This is a genomic window from Halopseudomonas oceani (genome assembly GCF_002903165.1).
GTDB classification, from domain to species: Bacteria; Pseudomonadota; Gammaproteobacteria; order Pseudomonadales; family Pseudomonadaceae; genus Halopseudomonas; species Halopseudomonas oceani.
This window is the reverse complement of sequence record NZ_PPSK01000012.1, coordinates 71,889-92,185: the sequence shown is the minus strand read 5'-3', so window position 1 is coordinate 92,185 and position 20,297 is coordinate 71,889. Positions and strand designations below refer to the sequence as shown.

The window sequence follows — 20,297 nt, the reverse complement described above, 5'->3', positions numbered from 1 at the left end:
GGGCATGGATCGCAGTTTCGATATGCCGCGGGCAAGAAGAGCCTGTAGCAGCTAACTGACGCAGCTGTAGGGTGGTACATTCCGCGCAGGGAAATAACTGCGTATAGGGATTAGTATGCTTGAGATTGTATTTTGTGGGCTGGTTGGGCTGCTGTTGATCGGGCCGCTGTTCATGAATGCCATTGGCCCTTTCATCGTCTGGCGTACCCAGAAGATTCCTACCATTGTCCAGTTTGAGCCGCTCAGCGACGATGCTTTCTATGAGCATTGTTCAGCGTTGGTGCAGTTGTATGACCAGCAGCTCCGTGACGCGGGGTTCTTGGTCGTCGGCAACTCATCGATGCACGACAGCCAGACTGATAGCTACTTCCGGGTTTACTGGCACGATGCGTTGAAGCTAGCCGCTACGGCAGTGGACATTATTGGAGCCAACCAATCCACGCTGAGCTATTGCGAGTTATCGCAAAAATACACCGACGGATGCTGGCTGAATGTTTCCAATAGCAACCGCTCTGAGGCCTACCCGGAATTACCTATCAAACAGAGTTTTCAGTTTCCTGATACGCATGATGTTGACGTGCTGCTGGAACGGCATAAGCAACTGCGAAGCAAGTTGAAGGGCGATATGCCGTCGATCGACTACCGGGCGGAGCACGGTTTTGCCGAAATGGCTGCTTTCCTGCGCGAAGAGTCCGATACGTTGTTGGCCAAAGGCTTGGTGAAGCCGGAAATTGATGCAGACGGCAAGCGGCCGCTGACGCTTTATGGCGCTTTTGTCATGACTTGGCGTTCGGTGTGGCCGGGCAGGGTGGTTGCGGTAGCAGCCAAGCGACGTTTGGCTAGACGTTGGTTGCGCAGCGGTTAATTTATATTCGCCAACCCGGCGCTACTAGCCCGTGTAAACGGGACGAATCACGGATATACACTTTACAGCGTCCGGCAGACTGTTTTGTTGCAACAAGGTAGCACCTCACCCCTGAATCGCGCGAATAGCTAACAAAAAGCCCGCCACCTGTTGCACAGGGGCGGGCTTTCTAACACTAGCTTCTAGCTTGAGGCTTAAAGCTTGTCGCTCCAGAAGTGGCCGTTAGGCAAACTTCTGGATATTGGCCATCAGCTCGCGCAGGGCTTCGATATTGTCTTTCGGGTGGACGGCGCCTTCGAAGCTGCACAGCTGTTCGAAGTTGGCGGCGACGTCTTCCGGGGTGAAGCCTTCGTCGGGGTTGAAGCCGATACCCAGGGAGCGCTCCCAGCGTACCTTGCCCATCCAGCCACCGCCGACTTCGAACAGGCTGCCGGTTTCCTTACACTCTTCGGAGCACAGGTAGGCAACCAGCGGGCTGACCAGTTCAGGCTTCAGCTTGTCGAATGCGCCTTCCGGGAACAGACCTTCGGTCATGCGGGTGCCGCCAGTCGGGGCAATGGCGTTGACGAAGATGTTGTTCTTGCGGCCTTCGATCGCCAGGGTACGGGTGAAGCCGTACAGGCCCAGCTTGGCCATGCCGTAGTTGGCCTGACCGAAGTTGCCGTAGATGCCGGAGGTGGACGAGGTGAAGATGATGCGACCGAAGTTGTTGTTCTTCATGTGGTCCCAGGCGGCCTTGGTAGTCTTGTAGGCGCCTTCGACGTGGACTTTGTAGATCAGGTCCCAGTCGGCATCGGTCATCTTGGCGAAGCTCTTGTCGCGCAGGATGCCGGCGTTGTTAACGACGACGTCGATGCGACCGAAGTTGTCCATCGCGCACTCAACGATGCGATCACCGTTGATGACGTTGTCCGGGTTGGCGATGGCAGTGCCGCCAGCGGCCTTGATCTCTTCGACAACCTTGAGCGCGGCTTCGCTGTTGGCGCCTTCGCCGTTGGTGCTGCCACCCAGGTCGTTGACGACGACTTTGGCGCCGTGTTTTGCGAACAGCAGGGCGTGGGCGCGGCCAATGCCGCCGCCGGCACCGGTTACGATGACGACTTTGTCGTCAAAACGGATATCGCTCATGGGTTGTCCCCTTGGTTTGTGCGGGTTGAAAAAGGCAGCCAGTGTCGAACACTTGTTTGAACAAGGCAATAGGCAGGCAAAGCTCTGAATATTGGCCTATAAACGAGGGTCGACCCGTTGGCCCGACTTAATCCTTGAAGTCGGCCTTGTCCAGACCATGGCGTTTCATCTTGTCGTACAGGGTTTTGCGCGCCAGCCCCAGTTGCATCATGACTTCCTTGATGCTGCCGTTGCAGGCCTTGAGCGCGCTGACCAGCAGGCTCTGCTCATAGGCATCGAGCATTTCGCTCAGGGTTTGCTGACCACCCGCCGGCGGCAACTGACCGGTTTCCGGTCCGCTCAAGGCGCTGGCTCCCATCAGAACGTAGCGCTCGGCAAGGTTACGCAGCTCGCGCACATTGCCGGGCCAGTCGTGCTGCATCAGCGCGGCGGCCTGGTTGGCGTCGAGTGGAATGATTTCCCGGTCGTAGCGGGACGCGGCGATCAGTGCGAAATGGTGAAACAGGAGCGGAACATCCTGCTTGCGCTCGCGTAGCGGCGGAATGTTGATCTGCACGACGTTGAGGCGGTAGTACAGGTCGGCGCGAAATTCGCCGGCGTCGCTCAAGGCCTTGAGGTCGGATTTTGTTGCGGCGACGATGCGGACATCAACGGCAATCGGCTGGTTGCTGCCCAGCCGCTCAACCTTGCGTTCTTCCAGAACCCGCAACAGCTTGACCTGCAGGTTCAGCGGCATGCTTTCCAGTTCATCGAGAAACAAGGTGCCCTGATTGGCGTGCTCGAATTTGCCGATGCGGCGTTTGTCGGCACCAGTGAAAGCGCCGGCTTCATGACCGAATAACTCGCTTTCGATCAGATTCTCCGGTACTGCGCCGCAGTTGATGGCGACGAAATTGTGATCGCTGCGGTTGCTGTTTTCGTGGATGTAGCGTGCGATGGCGTCTTTGCCCGAGCCGGTTTCGCCATGCAGCAGGATATCGGCGCTGGTGTTGAGCAGCGGTTCGAGCAGGCTGATCACGGTCTGCATACTCTGGGAGTCACCCAGCAGTCGTGGGCCAGGACGGGTGAGGCCGCGCACTTGGGCTTTGAGGTGGCGGTTCTCGAGCGCTAGACGACGTTTGTCCAGCGCCCGTTTGATGATTTCGATCAGGCCGTCATGGTGGAAGGGTTTCTCGATGAAGTCGTAGGCGCCGTTGCGCATGGCGGCAACGGCGGTACTGATATCGCCCTGGCCGGTGAGGATGATCACCGGGATGCTGTCATCCAGCTGCTGTATCGCATCGAGTACCGCCAGCCCATCCATGCCTGGCATGTGGTAGTCGCACAGCACGATGCCGGTGAAATCACGACTCAGCCTGGCCAAAGCCTGGGAGCCTTCGGCGTAGCTCTGCACGCTCAGGTCTTCCAGCGCCAGGGTTTGGGTAATTGCCTGGCGAATATCTGCGTCGTCATCGATGAAGATGATGGCTGGCTCGGTCATACCGTCCTCTTGCTGGGTGCGCGTCAGGCGCGGGTCTGAAAACTGAGGACAAATTCGGCGCCGTGCTGATCTGCGCGATTATGGCCGACCAGGCTGCCTCCGAGTGCGTCCATGATTTGCCGGGAGATGGACAGCCCCAGTCCCAGGCCCTGCTTCATAGATTTGGTGGTGAAAAACGGCTCGAAGATCTGCTCGGTATTGGCGGGCAAGCCCGGGCCGTTGTCCTGCACGCGGCACAGCAACTGCTGGCCCCGCTCTTCGATCTGTACGCTGATACGCGGTTCGGCTACCGCTTCGACCGCCTGAACTGCATTGCTCAGCAGGTTGACCATGACCTGCTCGATGCGGATCAGGTCACCATGCACCATGGCAGGTTCCGGCGGGCGCTGCCAGTCGATGGCGATGCGTTCCATACCGTCCTGTGCATTGATGATCTTGATTGCCGCGTCGACCGGTTGGCGCAGATCAACCTGTGACGGCAGCCCTTCGGATTTGCGGGCAAAGACTTTGAATTGGCGGGTCAGCTCGGCCATTTTGTCGCACAGGCTGATGATCTCGCCGAGGTTGCTGTCGACCGTCTGCTGGTCGCCGCGCTCAAGAAAGCGCCGGCTGTTGCGGGCGTAGGTCTGGATTGCTGTCAGCGGCTGATTCATTTCGTGGTTCAAGCCCGCAGACATTTGCCCGAGCACCGCCAGCTTGGCGGCTTGCACCAGCTCCTGCTGGATGGCTTTGAGTTCCTTCTCGGCGCGTTCGCGCTCGCGTATTTCGTCAATCAACTTCTGGTTGGAGGCCTTCAGGTCGGCGGTGCGCTCATTGACGCGGCGTTCGAGTTGAATGCTGCGCTCGGCCAGCTCCGCTTCGCGGCGGTAGCGTTCGCGCAGATAAAGCCAGGCCAGCAGTGCACCTGATAGCAGCAGAATGCCGACCAGTAGAAAACGGACTTGTACCCAGAATACCGAGCGGGTGCCGATCAGCACACGCAGAGACCATTGCTCGTTCGGCAGCGGGGTGGTGATGCCAAGAAACTCGCGATGCACGCCCTTGTCGTGCAATAGCAGGCGCTCGGTCGCGTTGCTGGTACCAACCGGGGATGCTTTCACAGTGAAGTCGAGCGGGGTAATGCGCTGGTTGGCGTAGCGTTGCTCCCTTGCCAGCTGATCGCGCTGGGCAATGTCGAGCGGGGCAATGGCGCGATACAGCCAATCCGGGCGACTGGCGAGAAAACTCACGCCTTGGGCATCAGTTACCAGCATTTCGGCGTCGTCGAGTGCGTCGGGTCGATGCCACTGTTGCTCCAGTTCGGTGACCTGCACCTTCATGGCGATGACGCCGAGCGGCTGCGGATTGGCACCGGTGGTTTGAATGGCATGCGCGAAGTACAGTCCGCGTACTTCCGAGGTCGTGCCCAGAGCGAAATAGAACGCGGGGCTCCCCGGTTTTTCCAGCGCCCGCCGGAAGTAGGGGCGGTAGCTGAAGTTTTGACCGATGAAGCTGGCCGGTTGCTGATAATTGCTGGCCGCGATGGTGTGGCCGCGGCTGTCCATCAGATAGACATCGGAGCTGGCGACGATGGTGGCCATGGCGCGCATGATGTCGTTGGCGGCTGCAACCAGGTCTGGATCCTGCGGGTGTTGCAGTGCCTGGTGGAGTACGGGGTGCTGGGCGGACAGGGTGACAATCGGGTTGTAGCGTTTGACTTCGTTGCTGATCAGTTGGCTGTAGCGAAAGGATTCGTCCCGGCCCTGGCGTTCCACCTGGCGATAGCCCAGCACGGCGCCAGCCTGCCAGGCGGTGATGGCGACCAGGGTAAAGCTCAAGGCAATCCAGAGCGGGTGCTTCATGTTCAACAGCTCGCAAACAGAAGGCCTGAGCGTAGCTGGCTACGCTCAGGCAAACAACATCAGGACAAGCTGGGTGCTGCCTGCCGACCGAGCTTCTTCTGCAGGGCGACGGCGGCGACCGCAGTGGCGATGCCAACCAGATCGGTGAGCCCGCCCCCTTCGATCATCAGGAACGCGGCAACAGTCAGCAGGACGCGGATAAACCAGGAGGCACGCAGGTTCATGAACCAGCCCTGAACGCCGGCCGACAGCAGATACACCCCGGCACTGGCGGTGATCAATGCCTGGATGATGGCAGGAATACTGTCGTTCATCAGCAGCGCGCCGTTATAGAAGAACATGAACGGCACAATGAAGGCGGCCAGACCGATCTTGAACGAGGCCATCGAGGTCTGCATCGGGTTGGCACCGGAGATGCCGGCAGCCGCGAAAGAGGCCAGGGCAACCGGTGGGGTGATCGCCGATACGACCGCGAAGTAGAACACGAAGAAGTGCGCGGTCAGCGGGTCGATGCCCAGCTGGATCAGGCCGGGTGCGACCACCGAGGCGGCGACGGCATAGGCGGCGGTGGTGGGCATGCCCATGCCCAGTACGATGGAGATCATCATTGCGAAGATCAGTGCGAGCAGTTGGCTGGCGTCGGCCAGACCCAGCAGCATCGAGGAGAAGCGCGCGCCGACACCGGTCAGCGCGATGACGCCAACGATCACGCCGGCGCAGGCGCACACCACGATGATCTGGATCGACATGATACCCGCCAGCTCCAGCGCCTTGAGCATGCCGCGCAGGCCCATCTTGTTGGGCGACAGCCAACTGACCACGGCGGCAGCGACTGTCGCCAGGGTGCCGGCACGGATCACCGAGTAACCGACAAACAGGGCGACCACCAGAATCAGGATGGGTACGAACAGGTAGACCTGGCGCAGCAGGGCCTTGAGCTGCGGCAGCTCCTCCTTGCGCATGCCACGCATGCCGGTCTTGGCCGCTTCCAGGTCGACCATGAAGTACACCGAGGCGAAGTACAGAATCGCCGGGATGACCGCCGCAATGGCGATCTCGGTGTAGGGGATGCCGGTGATCTCGGCCATGATGAAGGCGCCTGCGCCCATAATCGGCGGCATGATTTGACCACCGGTGGAGGCAGCGGCTTCCACCGCGCCAGCGGTTTTCTTGCTGTAGCCGACCTTCTTCATCAACGGAATGGTCAGCGAGCCGGTGGAGACCACGTTACCGGCGCTGGTACCGTTGATCATGCCCATCAGGCCGGAGGCGAAGATCGACACCTTGGCCGGGCCGCCGCGCGAACGACCAGCGCAGGCAAAGGCGAAGTTGACGAAGTAGTCGCCGACCTTCGATGCCTGTAAGAAGGCGGCGAAGATGATGAACAGGATGATGTAGGTCGAGGACACGGCGGTGGTCGGGCCCAGTACGCCAATGTCGGTGTAGACCTGACTGAAGAAGCGCTGAATGCTCAGGCCGGGATAGCCGAGGAAGCTCGGCAGATGCGGGCCGGCAAACACATAGGCAACGAACAGCAGGGCAATCACCACCAGCGCGAGACCGGCGACGCGGCGGGTCATCTCCATGATCAGCGCGGTGCCCGCCACGGCAGCGAAGCTCATGCCGATGGGCGCGAAGGGGGTGCCGGTGCTCATGCGCAGAGGTGAATTGAAAATCACCAGAAAATAGCCAGCCGTCGCCAGCGAACAGACGATCAGCACCAGGTCCGGCAGGTTGAAGCCGTCGCGCTGCTGGCGCTGCAGCCAACTGAGCACAATGCCGAGCCCGGTAGCGGCCAGCAGTGGCCAGCCAAAATGCAGGGTTTCGATGTCGACCGGCACGCGCATGGCGCCGCCTTTGAGCAACTGGTACATCGAGACGGTTTGCCACAGGGCATAGGCTGCGGGCAGCAGCGCGGCAGTCGCCGCGACATTGAGCCAGCGGTGCATGGCGCTGGGGGCGTCGGCAAAGCCGCGACCGGAGAACAGCAGGTAACCCAGGATCAGCGCGCCGCAGACGTGAACGATGCGATAGCTCCAGGTCTCCATCGGCGACACGTTCAACACATAGAGATGGAAAGCCGAATAGGCGATGGCGAGCAACGCCATGCCATGCATGCGCCAGCCTTGATACAGGCGGCGGTTGCCCTCGACGGGTTCGTCATCCACGCCTTCTGCCATTACCGGGTCGGTGGGGGCGAGGGTGGCCTGCGGATCATCCGCATGGGAGTGAGTTAGCTGAGTCATGGTGCACCTGCAAGGGAGCGGGCCGCCCGGCGTGGGCCGGGCGGCGGTGGACAGGGAAAGAAGGGGTTACTTGACCAGTGCCGGGTCCAGCTCGTAGCCGTTCTCGGCAAACCAGCGCGCCGCGCCCGGGTGCCACGGAATGAAGGTGTTCTTGTCGCGATTTTCCGGAATGCTGGTCACCGCAGACTGGTGGATGGACACCATGCGCGGGTTGTTTTCCATGGTCAGGCGGGTGACTTCATAGACGAAGCTTTCCGGCAGGTCACAGTTGGCCACGGCGAAGTTCCACATGGCGACGGCGCGCACATCGTCCTTTACCGTGCTGTAGGTGCCAGCCGGGATGATGTACTCGGAAACCGGGTAGGCGGCGATCAGCTTGTCAGCTTCTTCCTGCGTGAAAGACAGCACGTTGACGGAGGTTTGTACTTCCAGCTGGCTGATGGTCGGGATCGGCACACCGGCGGCGAAGCCGACCATGTCGAGCAGGCCGTCCTGCATCTGACCACCCAGGTCGGCCCAGCTGCCGTTGCGTGGCTCGAACTGGACGCCGAGGGTGCGCAGCATGTTTGGGAAGTAGCTGTCAGAGGTTGAGCCGGATGGGCCGAAGCCGATGCGGGTGCCTGCCGGAATGCCGCTCACGCTGGTGATGCCGGAGCTGCCCAGAGCGGCCATGGAGAACGGCGTTTCGTACATTGGGAACATGGCGCAGGTGTTATCCAGCGGCATGCCCGGAGCCAGTGGGCTTTTGCCTTCGATCGCGTCGCGGGCCGGGCCCATGGTAGTGAAACCGAACGCCAGATCGCCGGTGTGAACCAGTGCCATGTTCTGTACCGGGCCGCCGGTCACTTCTGCGCCGCCGGAAACACCGGTCTGCTCGGCGATGAAGTTGGCCCAGCCGGAACCATAGGCGAAGTAGGTGCCGCCCTGGCTGGCGGTACCGACGGTGAAGCTGGAAGGCCAGCCGGCGCGATCCTGAGCAAAAGCAAACGAACTGGACAGCAGGGCAGTGGCAGACAGGCCGGCAACGGCCAGGGTGCGTAGGGTTTTCATGGCATAACTCCGGTTCTTGTGTTTGTTGTTGGCCCGAGGGTGGGCAATCACACATAGACCAGAGCAAGCGTTGTGCCACAGGAAGGAAGTTTCTGTTTTTAAAGGAATTTGTATTTTCTGTGAGGGCGTATTGGGTGGATTCTCACCCCGATTTTTGAGGGGGATGGGTGGGAAATGACCCATTGCCGCCGGGCGGCCCGGCGACAAAGGTAGAGGAGATCAGACGGTCAGATAGCGCTGGATCAGGTCGTCGTTCAGCTCATCCATCGGGCCGTTGGCGACCATGCGCCCGCGTTCCATGATGAAGAAGCTTTCCGCGGCCCGGCGGGCAAACGGCAGTTTCTGCTCGACCAGCAGGACGGTCAGCCCCAGTTCGGTGTTGAGTTTGCGGATCACGTCGCTGATGTCGCGCACGATGTTGGGCTGAATACCTTCGGTCGGCTCATCGAGAATCAGCAGCTTGGGGTCAAGCACCAGCGCCCGGCCAATCGCCAGTTGCTGTTGCTGACCACCGGACAGGTCGCCGCCACGGCGATGTTTCATTTCCTTGAGTACCGGGAACAGCTCGTAGATATGCGCAGGAATCTGCCGGGCACGGTCGGGGCGGGCACCGAGTGAGATTTTCAGGTTCTCTTCCACCGTCAGCAGCGGAAAGATCTCGCGCCCCTGCGGCACGTATCCGATCCCGGAGCGGGCGCGGTTTTCGGTCGAGAGCTTGGTGATGTCGCGGCCCATCAGGCTGATCTGCCCGCTTTTCACCGGCAGCAGGCCAGTGATGCATTTGAGCAGGGTGGTCTTGCCCACGCCGTTGCGGCCGAGCAGGCAGCTGCAGCTGCCTTCTTTCAGCTCGAGGTCGAGATCCCAGAGGATGTGGCTCTGGTTGTAGAACTGGTTGATGCCTTGAATGCTGAGCATGGTCATTCCCCCAAATAGACTTCGACCACACGCGGGTCATTCTGCACCTGATCCATGGTGCCTTCGGCCAGCACCGAGCCCTGGTGCAGCACGGTCACCTTGCGGGCGATGGAGCGCACGAACGCCATGTCGTGCTCGACCACGATGACCGAGTGACGGCCGGCCAGCGAGGTCAGCAGTTCGGCGGTGTGTTCGACTTCTTCACCGGTCATGCCGGCGACCGGTTCGTCGACCAGCAGCACGCGCGGGTTCTGCATCAGCAACATACCGATCTCCAGCCACTGCTTCTGGCCGTGGGAGAGGGCGCCGGCTTCCATGCGGAACTGCTCCTTCAGACCGATCAGCTTGAGCACTTCGTCGATGCGGTCGAGCTGTTCGCCGGTCAGGCTTTTATTCAGCGTGTACCAGACGTGCTTGTTGGAGGCGGTGGCCAGTTCCAGATTCTCGAACACCGAGAGCGCCTCGAAGATGGTCGGCTTCTGGAACTTGCGGCCGATGCCGCCGCGGGCAATCTCGTGCTCGGAGAGCTTGAGCAGGTTCATGCGCTGGCCGAACCAGACGCTGCCGGTGTCCGGGCGGGTCTTGCCGGTGATGACGTCCATCATAGTGGTCTTGCCGGCACCGTTGGGGCCGATGATGCAGCGCAGCTCACCGTCATCGATGTACAGGTTCAGGTTGTTCAGCGCCTTGAAACCGTCAAAGCTCACGCTGACGTCTTCCACGTAGAGGATCGGGCCGTGGGTGGTGTCGACCTTGGTGGAAAAGTCCGGCGCGGGCTGGACGAAGTCGAAGACCTGATCGCGGCGCCAGGTTTCGCGCAGTTGTTCAAGCGGGTTCATTGTTTGTCTCCCTTGCGGCTGAAGCGGTCGAACAGGCCCACGATGCCCTTGGGCAGCAGCAGGGTTACCAGTACGAACAGACCGCCGAGGATGAACAGCCAGGTTTCCGGTGAGAAGGTGGTGAAGAAGGTCTTGGCGTAGTTGACGCTGAACGCGCCGACGATGGCGCCGAACAGGGTGCCACGGCCGCCGGTTGCGACCCAGACCACCATTTCGATGGAGTTGAGCGGGGAGAACTCGCCCGGGTTGATGATGCCGACCTGCGGCACATAGAGCGCGCCGGCCACCGCCGCCAGCATGGCGGAGAAGACAAACAGCCAGAGCTTGTAGCTTTCGACCTGATAGCCGCTGAAGCGGGTGCGGCTTTCGGCGTCGCGGATGGCAATGATGACCCGGCCCATGCGTGAGGTGACGATGTAGCGGCAGGCCATATAGCCGAGGATCAGGGCAATCGAGGAGGCGACGAACAGCCCGACGCGGGTGGTCTTGGCCGCCAGATCAAAGCCGAGGATTTCCTTGAAGTCGTTCAGGCCGTTGTTGCCGCCAAAGCCCATCTCGTTACGGAAGAAGGCGAGCATCAGGGCGTAGGTCAGCGCCTGGGTGATGATGGCGAAGTAGACGCCGGTCACCCGTGAGCGGAACGCCAGCCAGCCGAACACCAGGGCCAGCAGACCTGGCACCAGCAGCACCATCAGCATGGCGAACCAGAACATGTCGAAGCCCTGCCAGTACCACGGCAGCTTGTCCCAGTTGAGCACCACCATGAAGTCCATCAGCTCGGGGTGGCCGTAGACGCCGCGGTCGCCGATCTGACGCATCAGGTACATGCCCATGGCGTAGCCGCCCAGACTGAAGAAGGCACCGTGGCCGAGCGACAGGATGCCGGCGTAGCCCCAGATCAGGTCGACCGAGAGGGCCAGCAGGGCAAAGCAGAGAAACTTGCCGAGCAGGCCGACGGTAAAGTTGGAAACGTACAGCGGTGAGTCGGTCGGCACCGCCAGATTGAGAATCGGCACGATGATGGTGGTGAGCAGCACTAGGCCCAGCACCAGCATTCCGCCCCGATCACTGAGTAACAGTCGTTGGGTAAGCATACTTCCCTCGTTCAATTCGGTTGTAAAAAGAAACGGCGGCGGCGATCAGTCAGCCGCGGCCCGTCCTTTCTGCGGGAAGAGTCCCTTGGGTTTCTTCTGGATAAACAGGATCAGCATGATCAGCACCAGCACCTTGGCGAGCATGGCGCCGGCCCAGGGCTCGAGGAAGTTGTTGATCAGACCCAGGCTCATGGCGCTGACCAGCGTGCCCCAGAGGTTACCCACGCCGCCGAATACCACCACCATGAACGAGTCGATGATGTAGGCCTGGCCGAGGTTGGGGCCGACGTTGGTGATCTGCGACAGGGCAACACCTGCTACCCCGGCGATGCCGGAACCCAGGCCAAAGGTAAGGGCGTCGATCCAGTTGGAGCGCACACCCACGGCGCGGGCCATGGCGCGGTTCTGCGAGACGGCGCGGACCTTGAGGCCGAGGCTGGTGCGCTTCATGACCAGCATCAGGGCGAAGAACACCGCCAGCCCGAACAATAGGATGTACAGACGGGTATAGGTGATCGACAGCACCGGGTTGATGGCCAGGGTGCCGCTGATCCACTCGGGTGAGGTGACCGAGCGGTTGAGCGGGCTGAACAGGGTGCGGACCGCCTGCTGCAGGACCAGACTCAGGCCGAAGGTTGCCAGCAGGGTTTCCAGCGGGCGGCCATAGAGGAAGCGGATGACCCCGCGTTCGATGGCGATGCCGACCAGTGCGGTGATCAGGAAGGCTGCCGGAATGGCAATCAGCAGGCTCCACTCGATCAGATCCGGGAACAGCACCTGAATGCCCCAGGTGGTGTAGGCGCCGATCATGATCAGCTCGCCGTGGGCCATGTTGATCACGCCCATCACGCCGAAGGTGATGGCCAGGCCGATAGCGGCCAGCAGCAGAATCGAACCCAGGCTGAGGCCGAAGAATACGTTTTCGATAAAGCGGTAGAAGTCGATGCGGCCCTGAATAGAGTCGATCGCCTTGGCGGCGGCGGCACGCAGTGTTGCGTCTTCATCGTTCTCGGCGACGCTGCGCAGAGCGTTGCGGGCCTCCTGTTCAAGAGAACCGCTGAGGGTGTCAATGGCGGCCATGCGTTGATCGCGGTCACCGTTCTGCAAGTCAAACAGGGCCAGCGCTGCGTCGATTGCGTCGTTCACCCGGCCAGACTCCTCAACGGGCTGGTGCTGGCGCAGCAGCGTGGCAGTCTCGGCATCCACTCCGTCACGAATAAAGCGCTGAACGGCATCGTAGCGTTTGTCGCTGTTGGGATGGGTCAGGTTGAGCTGGGCAACCATCCCGCGCAGTTGGGTGCGCAGGCTGTTGTTCACCGGAATGCGGCGCAGGCCGGCGGTGCCGGTCAGGTCTGAGCCGTCCAGGGCGCTGGTGAGCTGGTCGCCACTGCGAATGGCGATGACCGGTGGTTTGTCCTTGCTGGCCAGCAGATCGCCGGCCACCAGGGCGTTGAAAATGTCGGCCAGACGTTCGTCTTGATGGGTGGCCAGTTGCTCGACGGTGGCTGCGCGCTGGCGCAGGTTGCCGGTCGCCAGTTGGCGGACCAGTTCGTCAAAGGTGGGTTCTGCGGGGGCTGGTTCAGCCTCCTGGGCGCTGGCGTGCAGAGGCAGACTGCACAGACACAGCAGCAGCAAACGGGTAAGCCATTGCTGCGCGGCATGCCGGGGTGTCAGACGGCAAATGGGGTTCATGGCATCGTCCTGATTGAAGATCGAACTGAATGTGCAACCGGGGCGTGATGGTCGCCCCGGTTGCCGTGGCGGGCGCATGGCCCGCCGTCAGAGGATGGCTGATTATTCGGCGGTGGCGCCGACGCAGCTCTTGGTCTGGGTGTTGTAGTTGCCGCAGCTGATCGGCGCGGTCCAGTCGGAGATCAGGTCCTTGCTGCCTTCCAGGTAGTCGGACCAGGCGTCGCCGGGCACCAGCTCTTCGGTGCTGGAAACGGTCAGGAACTGGCCGTCGTCCTGGATTTCACCGATCAGGACCGGCTTGGTGATGTGGTGGTTCGGCAGCATGGTGCTGACGCCGCCAGTCAGGTTCGGGACTTCCACGCCAACCATGGCATCGATGACCTTGTCGGTATCGGTGGTGCCGGCTGCTTCAACCGCTTTGACCCACATGTTGAAGCCGATGTAGTGGGCTTCCATCGGGTCATTGGTGACGCGCTTGGTGTCGCCGATGTAGTCGTGCCAGGCCTTGATGAAGGCTTCGTTTTCCGGAGTTTCTTCGCTCATGAAGTAGTTCCAGGCAGCCATGTGGCCGACCAGCGGAGCGGTGTCGATGCCGGACAGCTCTTCCTCACCAACGGAGAAGGCAACAACCGGGATGTCTTCAGCGGAAACGCCCTGATTACCCAGTTCGCGGTAGAAGGGCACGTTGGCGTCACCGTTGATGGTGGAGACCACGGCAGTCTTCTTGCCGGCGCTGCCGAAGCGCTTGATTTCAGCAACGATGTTCTGCCAGTCAGCGTGGCCGAACGGGGTGTAGTTGATCATGATGTCTTCTTCAGCCACACCGTTGGCCTTCAGATAGGCCTCCAGAATGCGGTTGGTAGTGCGCGGGTAGACGTAGTCGGTACCGGCCAGAACCCAGCGCTCAACGCCGACTTCATCCTTCAGGTAGTCAACCGCCGGAATGGCTTGCTGGTTCGGTGCAGCGCCGGTGTAGAACACGTTGCGGGAAGACTCTTCGCCTTCGTACTGAACCGGGTAGAACAGGATGCCGTTCAGCTCTTCAACCACCGGCAGAACCGATTTGCGCGAAACGGAGGTCCAGCAGCCGAAGATGGCGTCCACGCCGTGCTGCTCCAGCAGCTCGCGGGTACGTTCAGCGAACAGCGGCCAGTTGGAGGCCGGGTCAACGACCACGGGTTCGAGCTGTTTGCCGAGCAGGCCACCTTTCTTGTTCTGCTCTTCGATCAGCATCAGCATGGTGTCTTTCAGGGTGGTTTCCGAGATGGCCATGGTGCCGGACAGCGAGTGCAGCACGCCGACCTTGATGGTTTCCTCGGCTTGGGCGCTGAGTGCGCCAATGGCCATGCTGCAGGCGACGCCGAGTGCGCCGACCTGTTTGACGATCTTCTTCAGAGTCATGTTCCTTTCCTTTCTCTGTTATTGGCAGGAGTCACGGCTGTTGCTCGATACTTGCTGGTCCGGTGTTGACGCACTAGGACCGCGCAGACCGCCCCAGCAAGTCAGCCTGTGCCATGAACAGAGCAGAGACCGTGCCAGTTTTGACATTGGCTGACATTGTCAAAGTCGAAGCGCGCTGGCGTGGGGGTTGCAGCGGTGGCTGACTGAAATGTGAGCGGCTTGCGCGGTGTTTGGCGGCAGTGCTATGCGGTGGTGCGACGCACGAATATGGTGCGTTGCCGTGGTGCGTGGTCAGGATTTTGTGCGGAAAGGGGAAGGGACAAGTGAAAGCCCGGGCCGCGTTGCACGGCTCGGGCTCCGACGCATTACATCAGCTCGATGGCTACTGCGGTAGCTTCGCCGCCACCAATGCACAGCGAGGCCACGCCGCGCTTGCCGCCGGTCTGTTGCAAGGCATTGATCAGAGTGACGATCAGCCGCGAGCCGGTGGAGCCAACCGGGTGCCCCTGGGCACAGGCGCCGCCGTAGATGTTGACCTTGGCGTGGTCCAGGCCGTGCTCACGCATGGCCAGCATGGTGACCATGGCGAACGCTTCGTTGATCTCGAACAGGTCGACATCTGCGGCAGTCCAGCCGGTCTTGTTGAACAGGTTGGTCATGGCGCCGATCGGAGCGAGGGTGAACTCGCTCGGGTCCTGGCTCTGGGTGGCGTGGCCGACGATACGGGCCAGCGGCTTCAGACCACGGCGCTCGGCTTCGGCAGCGGTCATCAGCACCAGGGCGCTGGCGCCGTCGGAGATGGAGCTGGCGTTGGCGGCGGTGACGGTGCCGTCTTTCTTGAAGGCCGGTTTGAGGGTCGGGATCTTGTCCAGATTGGCGTTCAGCGGCTGCTCATCGTCCTTGACCACGACCTCGCCCTTGCGGGTCTTGACGGTGACCGGGACGACTTCGTTGGCCAGCACGCCGCTTTCAATGGCGGCCTGGGCGCGTTTGAGCGATTCGATGGCGTAGGCGTCCATGTCTTCGCGGGTCAAACCGTTCTGGTCGGCGGTGTCCTGGGCGAAGGAGCCCATCAGGCGACCAGTGCGTGCATCTTCCAGGCCGTCGAGGAACATGTGGTCCTTGATTTCACCGTGGCCCATGCGCAGGCCGGTGCGGGCTTTCTCAATGATGTAGGGGGCGTTGGACATGCTTTCCATGCCGCCGGCCACCATGATGCTGTTGCTGCCGGCCTTGAGTGCGTCATGGGCCTGCATCACGGCTTTCATGCCGGAGCCGCACAGTTTGTTGATAGTCGTGCAGCCCGTCGCGGCTGGCAGACCGGCGTTCAGGCTGGCCTGGCGGGCCGGACCTTGCTTGAGGCCAGCGGGCAGTACGCAGCCCATGATGACCTCTTCTACCGCTTCGGCTGGGATGCCGGCTCGGCTGACGGCTTCGCGAATGCTGATGGCGCCCAGCTCAACTGCGCTAATGCTGGACAGGCTACCCTGAAAACCACCCATGGGGGTGCGAACGCCACTGACGATTACGATGCTTTGGTCCGACATACCGGCTCCTGACTTGATGTTTGGGTGCTTGTTGAGACTATGAAGCTAAGTTCAGTCACAAAACGACTTTGTTTACAATTATACGCATGATGGTCGCAAAGAAAATCCGTATGATAATTTCCGCTTGCGCTGGCTGGGCTACTCTGAAATCAATTGTATTTGCCCGGTTGCGTACGACGACCGTTCCATGTCCTGACAATCCCAAAAACAGTAGGCCATTCAATGCTCAATACTCGTATCCTCAAGCCGACCGACGAGGCGCGCTCCACTCCGTTGCTGATCAAGAACCTGTTACTGACAGGACAGCGCTACGAGCGCACGCAGGAGATCATCTATCGGGACCTTGTTCGTTACGACTATCGAACCTTCAATGAGCGCGTCTGCCGCCTGGCCAATGCGCTGACCAAGGCGGGCGTCAAGGCGGGTGACACCGTTGCCATGATGGACTGGGACAGTCACCGTTATCTTGAGTGTATGTTCGCCGTTCCCATGCTGGGCGCGGTGATGCACACCATCAACGTTCGTTTGTCGCATGACCAGATCCTGTACACCATGAACCACGCCGAAGACATCGTGGTGCTGATCAACAGTGAGTTTGTGCCAATCTACAAGGCCATCGAAGACGAACTGACCACCGTTACAACGACCATTCTGCTTACCGACGAAGACGAGAAGACGGCTGACCTCCCGGGCCTGGTGGGTGAATACGAGCAACTGCTGGCGGCGGCAGAAGCGACTTACGAATTTGCTGACTTTGACGAGAACTCGGTTGCTACCACCTTCTATACCACCGGCACCACCGGTAATCCGAAAGGGGTGTACTTCACCCACCGTCAGTTGGTGCTGCACACGCTGGGGCAGGCTGCGTCACTGAGCGCGCTCGACAGCGTTCGTCAGCTCGGTAACCGCGACGTCTACATGCCGATTACCCCGATGTTCCACGTTCACGCCTGGGGCATCCCTTACACGGCGACCATGCTGGGTCTGAAGCAGGTTTATCCGGGCCGCTACGAACCCGAGCGTCTGGTGCAGATGATCAAGGACCACAAGGTCACCTTCTCCCACTGTGTACCGACCATCCTGCAGATGGTGCTGAACGCCGAGGGCGCCAAGGACTTCGATTTCAACGGCATGCGCGTGATCATTGGCGGTAGCGCCTTGAACCGGTCGCTGTATCTGGCGGCGAAGGCCAAAGGTATGCAGCTGGGGGCCGCCTACGGCATGTCCGAGACCTGCCCGATGATTTCTGCTGGCTACGTCAACCTGGAGCTGGAAGAGGCGTCTGAGGAAGTGCAGATCGCTCATCGGATCAAGGCCGGTGTGCCCGGTCCGCTGGTTGAAGCGCAGATCATGGCGCCGGATGGCTCGATGCTGCCGAATGACGGCGAAACCCAGGGCGAACTGGTGCTGCGCGCGCCCTGGCTGACCCAGGGTTATTTCCGTGAGCCGGAGAAGAGCCAGGAGCTTTGGGCTGGCGGCTGGATGCACACTGGTGACGTAGCAACTATCAGCCCGATGGGCTTTATCGAGATTCGCGACCGGATCAAGGACGTGATCAAGACTGGCGGTGAGTGGTTGTCTTCGCTGGAGCTGGAAGACCTGATTAGTCGTAGCCCGCTGGTGGCTGAAGTGGCTGTGGTCGGTGTGCCGGACCCGCGTTGGGATGAGCGTCCGTTTGCGCTGATCGTCCCGGCGGCCGGTCAGACGGTTACGGCTCAGTCTATCGCCGATCACCTGACGCCCTGTGTAGAGGAAGGCCACATCAACAAGTGGGCGATTCCTCATCAGGTTGCGGTGGTTGCCGAGATTCCGAAAACCAGCGTCGGCAAGCTCGACAAGAAGCGCATCCGCGCTGATATCGCCGGTTGGCTGGAAGCGGGCGCGGAGTGCATCTCCTCGCTGGCTTGATCGCCGGATGAAGTCCAGGCCGCGCCGGTTTCCGGCGCGGCTTTTTTATGCCTGAGACAGTGGGCCATAACATGCTAGTTGTCTCATTGGCTTCTTTTGAATTGCTTTTATTTTTTGTTGTAGTGCTTGATTTAGAGCGGGTTTGTGTTTTTTTGTGCGATGGGTTCTGTGGTGTAAATGGGACGAATGGGCTTGATTAGCTCGCCTCCAGACAGTAGAGTCGTGGCCCTCTCAAGTCTTATAAAAATCCTAATAAATCCTCTTCGCTGCGTGACCCGGTGTCTATCATCAGGTAATGCGGGCGATGTTGTGCGTCTGAAAGTCTGACGGCAGGCACCGTGTGTGCTCCTTGAGGGAACAACACCGGTCATGGTCGTTGCAGCGAATGTGCTGGTGGCCGGTCACCCCAAACAACTCCAAGCAAAACAGGGCGAATGTATGAAACCCATCTCCATTGCTTCTTCGATTCTGGCAACCGCGCTGTTCGTGCCGTCTGTAATGGCTTCGGTCAGCGAGCAGGATGCGGCCAAACTGGGCTCCAGCCTCACACCGATTGGCGCCGAGGTTGCGGGCAACGCGGCCGGTACTATCCCTGAGTGGACCGGTGGTCTGGCGACTGACGCCGCTGCTGTTGATGCCAACGGATTCATGGCTGATCCCTACGCTGGTGAGCAGCCGGAGTTTGTCATTACCGCTGCCAACTATGAGCAATATGCAGACAATCTGGCGCCTGGTCAGATTGCCATGTTCAAGCGTTATCCCGACACCTTCAAGATGCGCGTGTTTGCCAGCCACCGTTCTGCCGCATTCCCCCAGGCTGTTTATGATGCCGCAGCGGCCAATGCGACCAAGACGACTCTGGTTCAGGGTGGCAACGGTCTGAACAACTACAGTCTGGCCTACGCTTTCCCGATCCCGGCAGATGGTCTGGAAGCGATCTGGAACCACATTACCCGCTACCGTGGCGAGGCATTCCAGCGCACCGTGGTGCAGGCCACGCCGCAGGTCAATGGCAACTACAACGTTGTGCGCTTCGTGGAAGAATATGCCGTACCGAGCGGGCTGGAAGATTACGACCCGAGCACAGCAGCGGACATGCTCTACTACTTCAAGCAGCAGGTGACCGACCCGGCGCGCTTGGCCGGTAACGTGCTGCTGGTCCACGAGACTATCAACCAGGTCGCGTCCCCGCGTATGGCTTGGATCTACAACGCTGGCCAGCGTCGTGTTCGCCGTGCCCCGCAGGTGTCCTACGATGGTCCGGGTACCGCTGCTGACGGTATGCGCACTTCCGACAACCTGGACCTGTACAACGGTGCACCGGATCGTTACGACTGGGAACTGGTTGGCAAGCGTGAGATGTTCATCTCCTACAACAACTTCGAGCTGGGCTCACCGCAGGTCAAGTATGACCAGATCTTCCAGGCTGGCCACATCAACCAGGACTTGGCGCGCTACGAGCTGCACCGCGTCTGGGAAGTGGTTGCCAACGTCAAGCCGAGTGAGCGTCATATCTACGCCAAGCGTCACATCTTTATCGATGAGGACTCCTGGCAGGCTGCCCACATCGATCATTACGATGGTCGCGGTGAGCTGTGGCGTGTCGCTGAGGCCCATGCTGTCCAACGTTATGCCGACAAGGTTCTGGGTTACACCATGGAAACCCTGTATGACCTGGTCGCTGGCCGTTACCTGGTGATGGGTGCCAACAACGAAGAGCGCAGTAACTACAACTACGGTTACAAGACCTCCAGTGTCGAGTTCACGCCGACTGCCCTGCGTCAGTCTGGCGTGCGCTAAGCGCTCGTTGCAGTAACCAAAACGCCCGGCTTTTCCGGGCGTTTTGCGTTGCGGCGCAGATACCTTCTCAGCAGACCTGAGCTATCCAGTCGTTCAGGTTGTAGTAGTTGCTGATGCGCGCGACCTTGCCGTCTTTAACGTCGAAGAAGGCGCCCGCCGGCAGCACATACTTCTGGCCTTTGGCTGGTGGCAGGCCTTCGTCGTCGGCCAGATATTCACCATTGACGACAAATTCAGCGGCGGCTCGGCGGCCATCGGCGCTGACCATGATGACCAGATCGGTCAATTGCTCGCGGTAGCAGCGATTCATCTTGTCCATAAACTCGGCGAATACCGCCTTGCCGGTCTGGCGCTCGCCCTGATTGATGTCGTGCACGATGTCATCACTGAGCAGGGCGAGAAAGGCGGGCATGTCTGCGGCGTTGAAGGCGTCGTAATAGGCCTGGATCAGATCGCGGGTGGTCACGTGGGGCGGGCTCCTGTTAGAGGTT

The 20,297-nt window shown here is 60.4% G+C and carries 15 protein-coding genes; 3 read left to right on the top strand and 12 right to left on the bottom strand.

The annotated features are described in order from the left end of the window. The first annotated feature begins 115 nt into the window (after nucleotides 1–115). Nucleotides 116–865, top strand: a complete 750-nt coding sequence (locus tag C1949_RS13050; protein WP_104738909.1) for a hypothetical protein — start codon at nucleotides 116–118, stop codon at nucleotides 863–865. 222 nt (nucleotides 866–1,087) lie between these two features. Here the strand turns inward: C1949_RS13050 and C1949_RS13045 are convergent, their stop codons facing one another. From C1949_RS13045 to C1949_RS12995, 11 genes are all read right to left on the bottom strand, one after another. Next, the gene (locus C1949_RS13045; protein WP_104738908.1) at nucleotides 1,088–1,993 is read right to left on the bottom strand and encodes an SDR family oxidoreductase; all 906 of its coding nucleotides are present in this window, start codon (nucleotides 1,991–1,993) and stop codon (nucleotides 1,088–1,090) included. Nucleotides 1,994–2,120: 127 nt separating this feature from the next. Then, nucleotides 2,121–3,473 carry a sigma-54-dependent transcriptional regulator gene (locus C1949_RS13040; RefSeq protein WP_104738907.1) on the bottom strand — a complete coding sequence of 451 codons (1,353 nt, stop codon included), beginning with the start codon at nucleotides 3,471–3,473 and terminating at the stop codon, nucleotides 2,121–2,123. Between the two features lie 23 nt (nucleotides 3,474–3,496). Beyond that, nucleotides 3,497–5,314, bottom strand: coding sequence for a sensor histidine kinase (locus C1949_RS13035; protein ID WP_104738906.1), 1,818 nt, complete (start codon nucleotides 5,312–5,314; stop codon nucleotides 3,497–3,499). Between the two features lie 59 nt (nucleotides 5,315–5,373). Next, nucleotides 5,374–7,560 carry a TRAP transporter permease gene (locus tag C1949_RS13030; protein WP_104738905.1) on the bottom strand — a complete coding sequence of 729 codons (2,187 nt, stop codon included), beginning with the start codon at nucleotides 7,558–7,560 and terminating at the stop codon, nucleotides 5,374–5,376. A 66-nt stretch (nucleotides 7,561–7,626) separates the two neighbouring features. Next, a complete protein-coding gene (locus C1949_RS13025; RefSeq protein WP_104738904.1) occupies nucleotides 7,627–8,610 on the bottom strand; it encodes a TAXI family TRAP transporter solute-binding subunit in 984 nt (327 codons plus the stop codon). A 219-nt stretch (nucleotides 8,611–8,829) separates the two neighbouring features. Beyond that, nucleotides 8,830–9,525, bottom strand: coding sequence for an urea ABC transporter ATP-binding subunit UrtE (gene urtE, locus C1949_RS13020; RefSeq protein ID WP_104738949.1), 696 nt, complete (start codon nucleotides 9,523–9,525; stop codon nucleotides 8,830–8,832). Between the two features lie 2 nt (nucleotides 9,526–9,527). Beyond that, complete coding sequence (urtD, locus tag C1949_RS13015; RefSeq protein WP_096003906.1) at nucleotides 9,528–10,364, bottom strand: urea ABC transporter ATP-binding protein UrtD; 837 nt, start codon at nucleotides 10,362–10,364, stop codon at nucleotides 9,528–9,530. Next, nucleotides 10,361–11,473 carry an urea ABC transporter permease subunit UrtC gene (gene urtC, locus C1949_RS13010; protein ID WP_373289814.1) on the bottom strand — a complete coding sequence of 371 codons (1,113 nt, stop codon included), beginning with the start codon at nucleotides 11,471–11,473 and terminating at the stop codon, nucleotides 10,361–10,363. Before urtC ends, urtD begins: the two co-directional genes overlap by 4 nt. A gap of 30 nt (nucleotides 11,474–11,503) precedes the next feature. Further along, entirely contained in the window at nucleotides 11,504–13,150 is a 1,647-nt protein-coding gene (gene urtB / locus C1949_RS13005; RefSeq protein WP_104738902.1) for an urea ABC transporter permease subunit UrtB, read from the bottom strand. A 102-nt stretch (nucleotides 13,151–13,252) separates the two neighbouring features. Beyond that, the gene (gene urtA / locus C1949_RS13000; protein WP_104738901.1) at nucleotides 13,253–14,551 is read right to left on the bottom strand and encodes an urea ABC transporter substrate-binding protein; all 1,299 of its coding nucleotides are present in this window, start codon (nucleotides 14,549–14,551) and stop codon (nucleotides 13,253–13,255) included. A 365-nt stretch (nucleotides 14,552–14,916) separates the two neighbouring features. After that, nucleotides 14,917–16,098: an acetyl-CoA C-acyltransferase gene (locus tag C1949_RS12995; RefSeq protein WP_104738900.1), complete on the bottom strand. Its 1,182-nt coding sequence runs from the start codon at nucleotides 16,096–16,098 to the stop codon at nucleotides 14,917–14,919. Between the two features lie 222 nt (nucleotides 16,099–16,320). Here C1949_RS12995 and C1949_RS12990 point away from each other — a divergent pair, with 222 nt between their 5' ends. Together C1949_RS12990 and C1949_RS12985 are read left to right on the top strand one after the other, a co-directional pair. Next, nucleotides 16,321–18,006: a fatty acid--CoA ligase gene (locus C1949_RS12990; protein WP_104738899.1), complete on the top strand. Its 1,686-nt coding sequence runs from the start codon at nucleotides 16,321–16,323 to the stop codon at nucleotides 18,004–18,006. A gap of 438 nt (nucleotides 18,007–18,444) precedes the next feature. Next, entirely contained in the window at nucleotides 18,445–19,806 is a 1,362-nt protein-coding gene (locus C1949_RS12985; RefSeq protein ID WP_104738948.1) for a DUF1329 domain-containing protein, read from the top strand. Nucleotides 19,807–19,873: 67 nt separating this feature from the next. Here the strand turns inward: C1949_RS12985 and C1949_RS12980 are convergent, their stop codons facing one another. Then, the gene (locus C1949_RS12980) at nucleotides 19,874–20,272 is read right to left on the bottom strand and encodes a ketosteroid isomerase-related protein (RefSeq protein WP_104738898.1); all 399 of its coding nucleotides are present in this window, start codon (nucleotides 20,270–20,272) and stop codon (nucleotides 19,874–19,876) included. Nucleotides 20,273–20,297 lie beyond the last annotated feature (25 nt).